Here is a 13081-nt window from a genome sequence, read left to right as displayed (position 1 = left end):
TCGACGCCTGCGTAGATGTCTTCCGAGTTCTCGCGGAAGATCACCATGTCGATCTTGTGCGGCTCTTTCACCGGCGAAGGCACGCCAGCGAAGTACTGCACTGGGCGCAGGCAGACATACAGGTCGAGTTCCTGGCGCAGCGCGACGTTCAGCGAGCGGATGCCGCCACCGACCGGCGTGGTCAGCGGGCCCTTGATCGAGACGACGTACTCGCGCAGCGCGGCCAGCGATTCTTCGGGCAGCCACACGTCGGGGCCGTAGACCTTGGTCGACTTCTCGCCGGCATAGATCTCCATCCAGTGGATCTTCTTCTTGCCGCCGTAGGCCTTGGCAACCGCGGCGTCCACCACCTTGATCATCACCGGGGTGATGTCGAAACCGGTGCCGTCACCCTCGATGTACGGAATGATCGGGTTGTTCGGGACGTTGAGCGAGAAGTCCGCATTCACGGTGATCTTCTGTCCGCCCTCGGGCACCTTGATGTGCTGGTACATGTCGCTTTGCTCCGCGCGTCGCTGTTTGTGAAAGGGGTTTTCGGAACCTGAAATTCTAGTTCACGCTGCCTGTCAGTCTGCTGACCACCCCGAGGCGGGCAGGCCTACCCTTGCCGACTGAAGGGCCATCCCGGTCGAACGGGGCCGTAGGCCGGGGGCTGCCGGTCGTGTCGGCGGCGCGGAGCAGGCCGCGTTCGATAATCTGCCGACCGAACGGAACCGCCCCATGACATTGATCAAGTTTCGAACCGCTGTGTCGTCTCTGGTGCTGGCCGCCTGCCTGGCCGCCGGGGCCGGCGCCCAGAACGCCGGCCAGCCGCAGAACCTGCCCACCGTGACCCTGCATGCCGGCATGCACAACATCGTCGCGCAGGTGGCCAAGACCAACGAGCAACGGCAGATCGGCCTGATGTTCCGCAAGGAGATGGCCACCCATGAGGGCATGATCTTCGTCTTCGAGGAGCCGGCCACCCAATGCTTCTGGATGCGCAACACGCTGATCCCGCTGTCGGCCGCCTTCGTGGCCGATGACGGAAGCATCGTCAACATCGAAGACATGAAACCGCAGAGCGACCAGTCGCACTGCTCGACCAAGCCGGTCCGCTATGTGCTGGAGATGAACGTGGGCTGGTTCGCCAAGCGCGGCCTGAAGGCCGGCGCGAAGATCAGCGGGCCGCTGTTCCGCTGAATCTACCCCTGGGCGCGCGAAGCGCCGCCCACCTCCAAGTGGCGTGCGCGGAGCCGGCTCTGCCGGTCCGCCGCGCGAGCCCCCTCGGGGGGCTTTGCTCGGACATGAACAGTCCTGAGGACTGTTCGTGCCTAGCGAAGGGCCGAGCCTCTGGTTCGGCGCGGCCTGCAAGGCAGCGACCGCAGGGAGCGTGGGGGCTCCGTTTACTCGCCCAGGCGGATCGTGAAGCGCAGGCCGTCGAAATCGGGCCTGGATTGCGCCTCGATCTGCCCGCCCAGGCGCAGCACCACCTCGCGCGCAATCGTCAGGCCCAGGCCGGTGCCGCCGTCGTTGCGCAGATCGGCCCGTTCGCCGCGCCAGAACGGCTCGAACAGATTGGGCAGCTGAGCCTGCGACACGCCGGGGCCGTCGTCTTCCACCACCACCTCGGCGCCCCCGTCAGGGCGCGGGGAAACCCGCAGCGTGACCTTCGGGCCGCCGTAGCGCAGCGCGTTGTCCAGCAGGTTGTTGACCACCTCGCCGAGCCACAACGGATGGGCGCGCGCCGGCACCGGCTCGTCCGGCGCTTCGAGCACGATGTGGCGGCCCTGCCGCAAGGCCTGCAGCACCAATGGCTCGGCCGATTCGCGCAGCAGCGGCACCACGTCCATCGTCTGGTGTTCGCCATCGACCGACAGCGCCGTCTCCGAGCGGGCCAGGCTCAGCAACTGGCCGATCAGGCGCGACAGCCGGTCGGTCGAGCGCTCCAGCTGGGCTAGCAACGGGCGCCAGGCCCGCTCGTCGGCAGGGCTGCCGTCGGCGTGCGCAGCCAGTTCGTGCGCGAGGTTCTGCGCCAGCACACGGATGCCCGCCACCGGGGTGCGCAGCTGGTGCGCGGCATCGGCCACGAAGCGACGCTGCAACTGGATCGACTGCTCGACATCCGCCAGCAGGCTGTTGATGCGTTCGATCAGCGGCACCGCTTCGCGCGGCACTTTTTGCATCGGCAGCGGCCGCCAGTCCTGCGTGTCGCGCAGGGCGACATCAGTGGCGACGTCGCGCAGCGGCTGCAAGCCGCGGCGGATGCCCCAGCCGATCATCGCGAAGGTCACCGCGCCGAGCGCGAGCGCCGGCAACACGATCGACAGCTGCAGGTCACGCATCAGCACCGCACGCTTGTTCTTGGTCTCGACGACGATCACCGAGACGGAGCGGTCCAGCATCGGTGAGCTGATCGAGAAGACGGCGCCCCGCACCGGCTCGCCGTCATAGTCGGCATCGAAAAGCCGCGGCTGTGAAAAGCTGGCTTTTCGCAGCTTCGGGGCAGGCACCGGCACATGCGCGTCACCAGCCAGCGGGTTGCCTTCGACGTCGGTCATCAGGAAACCGTTGCGGTCGTCGCGGTCCCAGGTCACCAGCTCCATCGCCTGGCGCGACAGGTCCAGCAGCGGCCCGCGGTCGGACCAGGTGACCTTCGCGGCCAGCGCGCTGGCTTCGTCTTGCAGGCCACGGTCGAAGGCCAGGTTGGCGCTGGTGCGGGCCAGCCAGTAGGCGCCGATCACGGCAGCCAGCAGGCCGATGCCCCAACTCCACAGCAACGGCCGCAGCAATGCACGGCGAACGCTGGGCCCGTGGGCAGACGGGTCAGGCCGGGTCATCGCCGCCGGCGGTGCCGCCGGGTGTGGCGGCCTCCATGAGGTAGCCGAAGCCGCGCACGGTGCGGATCACGACGCCCAGGTCGGCAAAGCGCTTGCGCAGGCGGTGCACGTAGACCTCGACCGAGTTCTCGCTGAAATCGGCTTCCCAGCTGGACATGCGGGCGACGATCGAGTCTTTCGGCACCACGCGCCCGGCTTTTTGCATCAGCAGCTCGGTCAGCGCCAATTCGCGCGGGCTCAGCGAAATGCGCTGGCCCTGGTGCGTCAACTCGCGATGGGCGATGTCGAGCTTCAACCCGCCGAGCTGCAACACCTCATCGATGCGGCCTTGTGCCCGGCGCTTCAACGCGCGGACCCGCGCCAGCAGCTCGGGCAGATCGAAGGGCTTGACGAGGTAGTCGTCGGCGCCGGCGTCGAGCCCCTGCACACGGTCGCTCAACTCGTCGCGAGCGGTCAACAGCAGCACCGGCATGCGAATGCCTTTGGCACGCCAATGGCGCAGCACTTCCATGCCGTCGCGCCGCGGCAGGCCGAGGTCGAGAATGCCCAGGTCGTACTGGCCCATCACACCTTCGGTCATGGCCTGCTCGCCGTCGTGCAGCACGTCGACCTGCCAGCCCTCACGCTCCAGGCCGCGCGCCACGCCCAGGCTGAGCGCGGGGTCGTCTTCCACCAGTAGGATTCGCATCTGTCGCCTCGGTGATCCCTCATGTTGTGCGGCGAGCGTAACAAAAGAAAAAGCCGGCGCGTGGCCGGCTCTTGCGGATTGCGCGACTCGCGCAACGGTCAGGCGAAGTTCTTCTCGGCGAACGACCAGTTGACCAGGTTGTTCAGGAAGGTCTCGACAAACTTCGGGCGCAGGTTGCGGAAGTCGATGTAGTAGGCGTGTTCCCACACGTCGACGGTCAGCAGCGCCTTGTCGCCGGTGGTCAGCGGGGTGCCAGCGGCGCCCATGTTGACGATGTCGACCGAGCCATCGGCCTTCTTGACCAGCCAGGTCCAGCCCGAGCCGAAGTTGCCGACGGCGCTCTTGGTGAAGGCTTCCTTGAAGGCCGCGTACGAGCCCCACTTGGCATTGATGGCCGCGCCCAGCGCGCCGCTGGGCTCACCGCCACCGCCCTTCTTCAGGCAGTTCCAGAAGAACGTGTGGTTCCAGATCTGCGCCGCGTTGTTGTAGATGCCGCCGCTGGACTTCTTGACGATGTCTTCGAGCGACAGGCCTTCGAACTCGGTGCCCTTTTGCAGGTTGTTCAGGTTCACCACATAAGCATTGTGGTGCTTGCCATGGTGGTATTCGAGCGTCTCGCGGCTCATGTGCGGAGCCAGGTCGTCGAGGCCGAACGGCAGCGGCGGCAGGGTGTGTTCCATGCTTTTTCCTTTCGAGGTGGGCACGCCACGTTGAGCGGCGCGCGGCCAGTGAATCAGGGGGCCGCGGGCATTGTAGGCAGCGCGCGACGCCCAACGTGGCGCTAAGGTTGATCGGGGTTTTGCGGGTCCGGATCGACGTGGACTTCGGTCACCCGGGCGTTTGCGCTGCCATCTGCCCACACCGCGCGAAGGCTCTGACCCGGCAGCAGCGCATGGGCCGAAACGATGGCCTGGCCGTCGTCCGTTTCGACCCAGGCATAGCCGCGGGCGAGCACGCGGCGAGGGTCCAGCGCGGCCAGGCGCGCGGCCTGCGCCTGCAAACGGTCTTGCCGGCGTGCCTGTGTGCCCCGGGCGGCCTGCAGCAGGCGCTGCATGCGGTGCTGCAGGGCCAGCCGTTGCATCTCGACCGCCCGGCCCAGCGCAGCCTGATGGCGCTGGGCCAAGGTGCCCAGCCGGCCCTGCTCGACCCGCAGGCGCTGCGCCGGTCGATGCAGGCGCAACGCCAACGTGTCCAGCGTCTGGGCGGCGCTGTCGAGCCGCTGATGCAGCCGTCGGGCCAGGATGTCGGCGCGCAACGCCAGGCCCTGCATCAGTGCGTCGCGCTCGGGCGCAGCCAGTTCGGCAGCAGCCGTCGGCGTCGGCGCACGCAGATCGGCGGCCAGGTCGGCCAACGTGATGTCCGTCTCGTGGCCGACGCCGACGATCACCGGCAGGCGCGACGCCCGCACCGCGCGCACGACCCGTTCGTCGTTGAACGACCACAGGTCTTCGAGCGAACCGCCACCGCGGCACAGCAGGATGAGCTCACCATCGTCTTGTGCATTCGCCTGGGCCAGCGCCCGCACGATGGCCTCGGGCGCCTGCGCGCCTTGCACCAAGGTGGGCACCAGCAGCACCTCGACTTGCGGCGCGCGGCGCGCCAGCGTGGTCAGAACGTCGTGGATGGCGGCGCCGCTGGCCGAGGTCACAACGACCAGCCGGCGCGGGAACGGCGGCAACGGGCGCTTTCGCGCGGCGTCGAACACCCCTTCGGCTTCGAGCTTGGCCTTCAGCCGCAGGAATTCTTCATACAGGTTGCCGACACCCACACGCTGCATGGCCTCGACCACCATCTGCAGCTCACCGCGGGCTTCGTACACCGCCAGGCGACCGCGCAGTTCGACCTGCTGCCCGTCTTGCGGGTTGAACGGCAGCATCATGGCCGCCCGCCGGAACATCGCGCAGCGCAGGCCGGCATTGCCGCCGGACGCGTCCTTCAAGGTGAAGTAGCAATGGCCACTGCTGGCGCGGCTGAAGCCAGAGAGCTCGCCGCGCACCGCCACGGCGGAAAACCGGGCAGCGAGCGCGTCGGAAACGGCCAACAGCAGGCCGGCTACACCCCAGACCTGCGGGCCGGGCGCTGAACTGGATTGCATCAGGTTGTTCACTGGCGACACGGCGCCTTATTTTTGGGCAACGGCACGGAAACCCGCACCATTGCACGCTTTGTGAAGGTTGCGCGCCGTTTTCACACAGCGTTTTCCACAGGCGCTGTGGACAGATGACAAACGTGTGACGGCTGGTGAGACCCGGCGATCAGTTCATAATCGCCCGTCTTTCGTTTCGGGCCTGAGCGCCAGAGGCATTCTTGCTGTCGATCATACAAGCCGCCGGCTGGCCAATTTGGCCATTGATCCTGTGTTCCGTGGCCGCTCTGGCCTTGGTCATCGAACGAGGTTTCGCGCTGCGCCGCGCCCAAGTGGCGCCGCCTGGTCTGGTCGACGAGGTGCTGCAAGTGCTGCGCCAGGGCGTGCCCTCGGGCGACGTGCTGAGCAAGCTCGCCGCCAACTCGACACTGGGTTCATTGCTCGCCGGCGGCATCCGCCTGGTGGCCCAGGACCCGCGTTGCAGCGAAACGCTGCTGCGTGACGGCTTCGAGGCCGCCGGCCGCAGCGCTGCCCACCAACTGGAGCGCTACTTGAACGCGCTGGCCACCATTGCCTCGACCGCCCCGCTGCTGGGCCTGCTGGGCACGGTGATCGGCATGATCGAGATCTTCGGCTCCCAGTCGCCGGGTGGCACGGGCAGCAACCCCGCGCAGCTGGCGCACGGCATCTCGGTGGCGCTGTACAACACCGCGTTCGGCCTGATGGTGGCGATCCCCGCGCTGATGTGCCACCGGTACTTCCGCGGTCGCGTCAACGACTATCTGCACGACATGGAGCAAGCCGCCGAGCGCGTGCTGCACCATCTGTTGCGCATGGACCGCTCGGGGTCGAAACGATGAACTTTCGCGGCGACCGCAACGACGAACCGGAGATCAACCTGATCCCGTTCATCGACGTGCTGCTGGTCATCCTGATCTTCCTGATGCTGTCGACGACCTACTCGAAGTTCACCGAGTTGTCGCTGACGCTGCCGGCTGCCGACGCCGAGCAGGCGCGCGATCGCCCATCGGAAATCATCGTCGCCGTCTCGGCGGACGGCCGCTATTCGATCGACCGGACAGCCGTCGAAGGCCGCAGCGTCGAGTTGCTGGCGGCGGCCCTGCGCGCGGCCGCAGAGCAACGCCAGGACCCGTTTCTCATCATCTCGGCCGATGCCACGGCGGCCCATCAATCGGTGATCAACGTGCTCGATGCGGCACGCCGCGCGGGCCTGCCCCGCGTGACCTTCGCCGCGCAAGGCTCGGCGGCCGCGGCGGGCAACAGCCCTTGATGCAAGCCTGCGGGCCATCGAACCCGCGGTGGTGATGAATCCTTCGCCCCAGACCCGACCGGGTGGTGCGTCGGCCTGGGCCGCGGCCTTGCAGGCCCAATGGTGGCGTCCCGAAGTCAGCCTGGCGATGCGGCTGTTGCAGCCCCTCGCCGCGTTGTTCACCGGCCTCGCCGCATGCCACCGCTGGTGGCAGCGGCGGCACGCGCCAGCCACGCTGGGCCGGCCCGTCCTGGTGGTCGGCAACCTGGTGCTTGGTGGGGCCGGCAAGACGCCAACAGTCATCGCGCTGGTCCAGTGGCTGCGGCAGCAAGGCTGGCAGCCCGGTGTCGTATCGCGTGGCTACGGGCGGGCCGACGAACAGGCCATCGTCGAGATACAGAGCGGCGCGACCGCAGGCGAGGTCGGCGACGAGCCGCTGCTGATCTATCGTCGCACGGGCGTGCCGGTCGTGGTGGGTCGCAACCGGGTGGCCGCCGCGCAAGCGCTGCTGACTCGCCACCCCGGCATCGACATCGTGCTGTCGGACGATGGGCTGCAGCATCACCGCCTGCCGCGCGATGTGGAGGTGGTGGTGTTCGATGGGCGCGGCGCCGGCAACGGCCTGACGCTGCCCGCAGGCCCTTTGCGCCAGCGCCTGCCCCACCCACTGCCGGCACAGATGCTGGTGCTGTACAACGCGTCCCGCCCCAGCACGCCGCTGCCCGGCGCAGTGGCCCAGCGACGGCTGTCCGGCGCCCTGCCCCTGGCCGCCTGGTGGCGCACCGATGCATCTGCAACGCAACCGCTGGCAGCGCTGCAAGGCCGTCCACTGCTGGCAGCTGCAGGCATGGGCGACCCTGAACGCTTCTTCGCCATGCTGGAGCAGCAGGGGCTGACCATCGAGCGCCTGCCGCTGCCCGACCATGCCAGCTTCAGCCCCCTGCCCTGGCCTGTCAGCACCACGGACGTGTTGGTGACCGAAAAGGACGCCGTCAAGCTGCGACCGGACCAGGTCGGTGCGACCCGCGTCTGGGTCGTGGCGCTAGACTTTGCACTTCCGCCGGATTTCACCGAAGCGCTGCAACAGCGTCTTTCTTCGCGGGTCGATCGCCCGCCTCTCTCAACACGACGATAGCCATGGACCACCGCTTGACCGAGATGCTGGTATGCCCGGTTTGCAAAGGGCCGCTGCAGCTGCGCCGCGACGAAGCCTCGCGACCGCTGGAGCTGCTGTGTGCAGCCGACCGCCTGGCCTTTCCGGTGCGTGACGGCATCCCGGTGATGCTCGAAAGCGAAGCCCGTCGCCTGGCAACCGAAGAAGAGTGATGGGCTTCACTGTCCTGATTCCGGCGCGCCTGGCCTCGACTCGCCTGCCGAACAAACCCCTGGCCGATATCGGCGGCAAGCCGATGGTCGTGCGCGTCGCCGAGCGCGCGGCGCGAGCCGGCGCCAACGCGGTATGGGTCGCCGCCGACGACCCCGCGACCGTACAGGCGTGCGAAGCCCATGGCGTGAAGGCGTTGCTGACAGCGCCGGACCATGTCAGCGGCAGCGACCGTCTGGCCGAGGCCTGCGAGCAATTGGGGCTCGACGGCGACGCCGTGGTGGTGAACGTGCAAGGCGACGAGCCGCTGATCGACCCCGCGCTGGTCACCGCGTGCGCCCAGTTGCTTGCCGAACGCCGCGAATGCGCGGTGGCCACTGCCGCCCATGCGCTGACCGAGCAGGCCGACTTCGTCAATCCGAACGTGGTGAAGGTCGTCTGCGATGCGGCTGGCCATGCGCTGTATTTCAGTCGCGCGCCGATGCCGTGGTGGCGCGACGCGTCCAGCCCGGGCGCCCCCACGCTGCCGCCGGGTCAAGCCTTGCGCCACATCGGCCTGTACGCCTACCGCGCCGGCTTCCTTCGCCGCTTTCCGACGCTGCCGCCCGCGCCGCTCGAACAACTCGAATCGCTGGAGCAGCTGCGCGTGTTGTGGCACGGCGAACGCATCGCCGTGCACGTGGCAGCCCACGCGCCGGCTGCCGGCGTGGACACCGCCGAAGACCTGGCCCGCGTTCGCGCGTTGTGGCCGTCCGTCGCACCCGGCTGACACCCCGCCGGGATGTACCCGGCTTGTCAGCCAGACGCATGATTGCCCATGCTATCCTGCCCTGAAGCAGTGCCGGGCCTGCCCGCGCGCTGCGCCGGGACAGTGCCGCCCATCGTGCACGGCAGCCGTCACCACACGGCGCTACAGAATCATCTTTACTGAGACAACGACCATGCGAATGATCCTGTTGGGCGCACCCGGCGCCGGGAAAGGAACCCAGGCAAATTTCATTTGCCAGAAATACGGCATTCCCCAGATTTCGACCGGCGACATGCTGCGCGCTGCCGTCAAGGCCGGCACCCCGCTGGGCATTGCCGCGAAGAAGGTGATGGACGCCGGTGCGCTCGTCAGCGACGACATCATCATCGGGCTCGTGAAGGAACGCATCGCCGAGCCCGACTGCGCGAACGGCTTTCTGTTCGACGGCTTTCCCCGCACGATCCCGCAGGCTGAAGCGATGAAGAACGCCGGCGTCAAACTCGACCTGGTGCTCGAAATCGACGTGCCGGACGAAGCCATCATCGAGCGCATGAGCGGCCGCCGCGTGCACGCCGCGTCGGGCCGCACCTACCACGTCAAGTTCAACCCGCCCAAGGTTGAAGGCAAGGACGACGTGACCGGCGAAGACTTGATCCAGCGCAAAGACGACGAAGAAGCCACCGTGCGCACCCGCCTGCAGGTCTACCAGAACCAGACCCGCCCGCTGGTCGACTACTACAGCCAATGGGCCGCGGCCGGCGACGCCCAAGCCCCGCGCTATCGCAAGATTTCTGGCCTCGGCACGGTCGAGGAAATCACCGCCCGCGCGCTGCAGGCGCTGGGCTGAAAGACTCATTCGCCAACCAATGCGGGCACGTCCCGCACACCGAAGCGCCAAGCGGCCGGCACGTGCGAACGTTCCGGCCGCTTCCGCTTTTGTCGCACAATTGACGTTTACGTCAACGTCAACCGAGGCACCCATGCCTCGGCGCAGCACTAGGAGCACAACATGGACATCTCCGGCAAGGTCTTCATCGTCACCGGGGGCGCTTCGGGCCTCGGCGAAGGCACCGCCCGCATGCTGACCGCGAACGGCGGCAAGGTCGTCATCGCCGACCTCCAGGTCGACAAGGGCGAGGCGCTGGCGAAGGAGCTGGGCGGCGTATTCGTGCGCTGCGACGTCAGCCAGGAAGCCGATGGCCGAGCGGTCGTGGCCGCCGCCACCGGCCTGGGCAAGCTGATGGGCCTGGTCAACTGCGCCGGCATCGCGCCGGCGATCAAGACCGTCGGCAAAGACGGCGCGCACCCGCTGGACACCTTCACCAAGGTGGTCATGGTCAACCTGGTAGGCAGCTTCAACATGATCCGCCTGGCCGCCGAAGCCATGTGCAAGAACGAGCCTGAAGCGACCGGCGAGCGCGGCGTGATGATCAGCACTGCCAGCGTGGCCGCTTACGACGGCCAGATCGGCCAGGCCGCCTACGCGGCCAGCAAAGGTGGCGTGGTCGGCATGACATTGCCGGTTGCGCGCGACATGGCCCGCAACGGCATCCGCAACATGACCATTGCCCCGGGCATCTTCGGCACGCCGATGCTCTTCTCGATGCCGAAGGAGGTGCAGGACGCATTGGCCGCCAGCGTGCCCTTCCCCAGCCGCCTGGGCCGGCCGGAAGACTACGCCAAGCTGGTGCACCAGATCGTCACCAACGACATGCTCAACGGCGAGGTGATCCGCCTGGACGGCGCGATCCGCATGGCGCCGAAGTAACGGCCAGGAACACATGACGGCCGGTTCCGCCGATTGGGTGCGGGCTGCGCCGTCAGATCGCAGCGCTGCTGACGCCACTAACGGGCATGATCCGGGCGGTTCACCCGGGATGATGGAAGAGACTGTGGGTGTGCGGGGCGGCGTGGGTAGAGGTTGGTCAAATTTTTGATGGCATCGTGACCGCGGTACCTAACTTGACCCGCTGCCGACCACTCGTGCCCAGGATAGCCTGCGGGCGCTGCTGAGTTCCTTGCGGAACCCGGGCGCTTGACAGCCCACACATTAATGAAAGCCGCCGGGCTTGCCCGGCAGGCCGTTGGTCGGCGGCACCTACGTCACCCCGCACGCTCGTGATTGTTGTTCAAGCTGCAGGAGAGCCGACGATGGAATTGACCCCGATGCACAAGCGCGTCATCGCGCTGGACGTTCACCAGGCCAAGATCACCGCCTGTGCTGTCGTCGAGCATGACGACGGGCGGGTGGAGGTCACCAAGCGGGACTTCGGCGCCTTCAAACGCGACCGTCGCGCGCTGGCGCAGTGGGCGCTGGAGATCGGGCCCGAGGTGGTGGTGATGGAGAGCACGGGCGTGTACTTGGAAAAGCCCGTTTGCGGCCCTGGAGGCGATTGGGATCATCGCGTGGGTGGTCAACGCACGCCACGTCAAGGCCGTGCCCGGTCGCAAGACCGACATGGCCGATGCGCAGTGGTTGGCCACGCTGGCCCGGGCCGGGCTGTTGCGGGCGTCGTTCATCCCGCCGCAGCTGATGCGGCAGTTGCGGCTGGTGGGCATGTGCAGCGCCGAGAAGAACCGGCTGCACAAGGTGTTGGTGGACGCGGGCATTCGCATCAACGTGGTGGTGGCCGACATCCACGGCGCGAGTGCGCGCGCCATGGTCAAGGCGCTCATCGCGGACAAGCCCATGCACGAGGTTGCTGGACTGCAAGGGCCGATTGCGGGCCAGTCGAGAAGAGTTGTTCGAGCTGCTGGTGGAGATTGGGGCGGACATGGCGAGCTTCGGCAGCGCCAAGCGACTGGCCTCGTGGGTGGGCATCTGCCCGGGCAACAACGAAAGCGCAGGCAGGCGCAAGAGCGGGCGCATTCGTCGCGGCAACGCCTGGGTGCGTCGGCTGCTATGCGAGTTCGCGCAAGCCGCGGCGCGAACGCGATGTGCGCTCAAAGCCAAGTTCGAGTCGCTGGCCATCCGTAAGGGGCACAAGAAGTCCGTCGTGGCGCTGGCGCACAAGATGCTGCGAACGATCTACGCGATGCTCAGCACAGGTAATCACTACCAGGACAAGACGGTGGACTACGAAAGCCTGAGCGTTGCCCGAAACGCTCCGCGCTGGATGAAGATGGTGCGCAAACACGGGTTCATAGCCACGCCAGCCACCGCCTGATGCCCCTGCCTCCACCGCGAACTTAGCACCGGCCAGCTTCAGGCCAGGCCACGTCGCATCTGCTCAGGGGCGTTCTTCCACATTACAGTAAGAGCATCCGCTACGTTCTCGATAGTGACCTGGCCACCTGGCCCGCGCCGAGATGGCAGACAACCCGCGCAACCGACCACACCCCACCGACTTCGATGCAAGCAGGACATGGCTTGCCACTCTATGTGTCGCCTTGGCCAGCCCCACGCGCGGGGCCAAGCGCAAATCCACTGGGTAGAGGGGGACCCTCGATCCCTCGTAAGCGGTCGACGATCTGCGCCCTTGCGGTGATGCAGGGATATTGAGAGGCTACGCGTCCACGTATGTAGATGGACACGTATGACAGAGAGGATTGCGGAGCTGGCGCAGCGGCTGGTGATCGGTCACAAGAGCGATGGGCGGTGCGTGTATGACGAGCAGGCCAAGTGCGAGCTGGTCAAGCTGTACCGCGAGACGGGCGTGTCGGTGGCCAAGCTGGCGCGCGACTGCGGCGTCAATGCGAACCTGCTGACGACGTAGATTCGCGGCCGAGAGCGCAAGAAGGCGATGGTCAGCCCGGTTGGCGGTTTGACTGTCGAGCTCGAGTCAACGCCGCCGTTGTTCATACCTGTGACTATCCAAGCAGGGTCGCCGCAACCTGACGAGGCCAAGGTCGCGATACAGGCTCGGTTGCCCAACGGCGTGGTACTGGATGCGGGCAGTTGCGATTTGCATCAGGCGGGCAAGCTCATCGAGATGCTGGGGAGGCTGCGGTGTTCCGGCTCGACGAAAGGCTAAAGGTGTACCTGCATCGCAACCCGGTGGACTTGTGAGCGTCCAGCGCTCCCACCTTGACCGGGCGCCCCGTCCTCAGGGCGAGTTGATCTCGTCGACCGGTACGTCGGTGTCGTAGAACTGCTCGATCGCGCGGTCCAAGCGGGCGATCAGGGCGCGCAGCGTCTCTCCGTCG

14 protein-coding genes and 1 pseudogene are annotated in these 13081 nt (G+C 67.0%); 10 read left to right on the top strand and 5 right to left on the bottom strand.

What is annotated here, in order from left to right:
- On the bottom strand, positions 1 to 494 hold a 494-nt coding region (locus VFY73_RS09540; protein ID WP_329718030.1), incomplete at its 3' end, for an isocitrate/isopropylmalate family dehydrogenase.
- Between the two features lie 226 nt (positions 495 to 720).
- Here VFY73_RS09540 and VFY73_RS09535 point away from each other — a divergent pair.
- Entirely contained in the window at positions 721 to 1182 is a 462-nt protein-coding gene (locus VFY73_RS09535) for a DUF192 domain-containing protein (RefSeq protein WP_329718028.1), read from the top strand.
- 203 nt (positions 1183 to 1385) lie between these two features.
- On the opposite strand, the gene VFY73_RS09530 is transcribed toward VFY73_RS09535, so the two are convergent.
- The 4 genes from VFY73_RS09530 to xseA form a co-directional block, all read right to left on the bottom strand.
- Positions 1386 to 2819, bottom strand: coding sequence for a sensor histidine kinase (locus VFY73_RS09530; protein WP_329718026.1), 1434 nt, complete (start codon positions 2817 to 2819; stop codon positions 1386 to 1388).
- A complete protein-coding gene (locus VFY73_RS09525; protein WP_329718024.1) occupies positions 2806 to 3507 on the bottom strand; it encodes a response regulator transcription factor in 702 nt (233 codons plus the stop codon). Before VFY73_RS09525 ends, VFY73_RS09530 begins: the two co-directional genes overlap by 14 nt.
- 98 nt (positions 3508 to 3605) lie before the next feature.
- Entirely contained in the window at positions 3606 to 4187 is a 582-nt protein-coding gene (locus VFY73_RS09520) for a superoxide dismutase (RefSeq protein ID WP_329718022.1), read from the bottom strand.
- Between the two features lie 101 nt (positions 4188 to 4288).
- Positions 4289 to 5602 (bottom strand): exodeoxyribonuclease VII large subunit, encoded by a 1314-nt coding sequence (xseA, locus tag VFY73_RS09515; RefSeq protein ID WP_329718020.1) that lies wholly within the window; start codon positions 5600 to 5602, stop codon positions 4289 to 4291.
- A gap of 212 nt (positions 5603 to 5814) precedes the next feature.
- Here xseA and VFY73_RS09510 point away from each other — a divergent pair, with 212 nt between their 5' ends.
- The 9 genes and pseudogenes from VFY73_RS09510 (at position 5815) to VFY73_RS09470 (ending at position 12651) form a co-directional block, all read left to right on the top strand.
- Positions 5815 to 6453 (top strand): MotA/TolQ/ExbB proton channel family protein, encoded by a 639-nt coding sequence (locus VFY73_RS09510; protein ID WP_329718018.1) that lies wholly within the window; start codon positions 5815 to 5817, stop codon positions 6451 to 6453.
- Entirely contained in the window at positions 6450 to 6884 is a 435-nt protein-coding gene (locus VFY73_RS09505) for a biopolymer transporter ExbD (RefSeq protein ID WP_329718016.1), read from the top strand. Before VFY73_RS09510 ends, VFY73_RS09505 begins: the two co-directional genes overlap by 4 nt.
- A gap of 34 nt (positions 6885 to 6918) precedes the next feature.
- Positions 6919 to 7998 carry a tetraacyldisaccharide 4'-kinase gene (gene lpxK / locus VFY73_RS09500; protein WP_329718014.1) on the top strand — a complete coding sequence of 360 codons (1080 nt, stop codon included), beginning with the start codon at positions 6919 to 6921 and terminating at the stop codon, positions 7996 to 7998.
- Positions 7999 to 8000: 2 nt separating this feature from the next.
- Positions 8001 to 8189: a Trm112 family protein gene (locus VFY73_RS09495; RefSeq protein ID WP_329718012.1), complete on the top strand. Its 189-nt coding sequence runs from the start codon at positions 8001 to 8003 to the stop codon at positions 8187 to 8189.
- Positions 8189 to 8956 carry a 3-deoxy-manno-octulosonate cytidylyltransferase gene (kdsB, locus tag VFY73_RS09490; protein ID WP_329718010.1) on the top strand — a complete coding sequence of 256 codons (768 nt, stop codon included), beginning with the start codon at positions 8189 to 8191 and terminating at the stop codon, positions 8954 to 8956. The genes VFY73_RS09495 and kdsB overlap by 1 nt, the downstream gene beginning before the upstream one ends.
- A 172-nt stretch (positions 8957 to 9128) precedes the next feature.
- Positions 9129 to 9782 (top strand): adenylate kinase, encoded by a 654-nt coding sequence (gene adk, locus VFY73_RS09485; protein WP_329718008.1) that lies wholly within the window; start codon positions 9129 to 9131, stop codon positions 9780 to 9782.
- 162 nt (positions 9783 to 9944) lie between these two features.
- Positions 9945 to 10703 (top strand): 3-hydroxyacyl-CoA dehydrogenase, encoded by a 759-nt coding sequence (locus tag VFY73_RS09480; RefSeq protein WP_329718006.1) that lies wholly within the window; start codon positions 9945 to 9947, stop codon positions 10701 to 10703.
- A 383-nt stretch (positions 10704 to 11086) separates the two neighbouring features.
- Positions 11087 to 12102, top strand: a pseudogene (locus VFY73_RS09475) (IS110 family transposase).
- 369 nt (positions 12103 to 12471) lie between these two features.
- Positions 12472 to 12651: a transposase gene (locus tag VFY73_RS09470; RefSeq protein ID WP_329718004.1), complete on the top strand. Its 180-nt coding sequence runs from the start codon at positions 12472 to 12474 to the stop codon at positions 12649 to 12651.
- The last annotated feature ends 430 nt before the right edge of the window (positions 12652 to 13081 follow it).

The organism is Ideonella sp., assembly GCF_036277275.1.
Taxonomy (GTDB): Bacteria; Pseudomonadota; Gammaproteobacteria; order Burkholderiales; family Burkholderiaceae_C; genus Ideonella.
This window is presented reverse-complemented; position numbering and strand designations above follow the sequence as displayed.

Bases quoted from the DNA above. Each gene is read 5' to 3' on its own strand.
- adk (WP_329718008.1), top strand. From the start codon at position 9,129: ATGCGAATGATCCTGTTGGGCGCACCCGGCGCCGGGAAAGGAACCCAG.
- VFY73_RS09535 (WP_329718028.1), top strand. From the start codon at position 721: ATGACATTGATCAAGTTTCGAACCGCTGTGTCGTCTCTGGTGCTGGCC.
- VFY73_RS09520 (WP_329718022.1), bottom strand. From the start codon at position 4,187: ATGGAACACACCCTGCCGCCGCTGCCGTTCGGCCTCGACGACCTGGCT.
- VFY73_RS09470 (WP_329718004.1), top strand. From the start codon at position 12,472: ATGACAGAGAGGATTGCGGAGCTGGCGCAGCGGCTGGTGATCGGTCAC.
- xseA (WP_329718020.1), bottom strand. From the start codon at position 5,602: ATGCAATCCAGTTCAGCGCCCGGCCCGCAGGTCTGGGGTGTAGCCGGC.
- VFY73_RS09525 (WP_329718024.1), bottom strand. From the start codon at position 3,507: ATGCGAATCCTACTGGTGGAAGACGACCCCGCGCTCAGCCTGGGCGTG.
- VFY73_RS09480 (WP_329718006.1), top strand. From the start codon at position 9,945: ATGGACATCTCCGGCAAGGTCTTCATCGTCACCGGGGGCGCTTCGGGC.
- VFY73_RS09495 (WP_329718012.1), top strand. From the start codon at position 8,001: ATGGACCACCGCTTGACCGAGATGCTGGTATGCCCGGTTTGCAAAGGG.
- kdsB (WP_329718010.1), top strand. From the start codon at position 8,189: ATGGGCTTCACTGTCCTGATTCCGGCGCGCCTGGCCTCGACTCGCCTG.
- VFY73_RS09530 (WP_329718026.1), bottom strand. From the start codon at position 2,819: ATGACCCGGCCTGACCCGTCTGCCCACGGGCCCAGCGTTCGCCGTGCA.
- VFY73_RS09505 (WP_329718016.1), top strand. From the start codon at position 6,450: ATGAACTTTCGCGGCGACCGCAACGACGAACCGGAGATCAACCTGATC.
- lpxK (WP_329718014.1), top strand. From the start codon at position 6,919: ATGAATCCTTCGCCCCAGACCCGACCGGGTGGTGCGTCGGCCTGGGCC.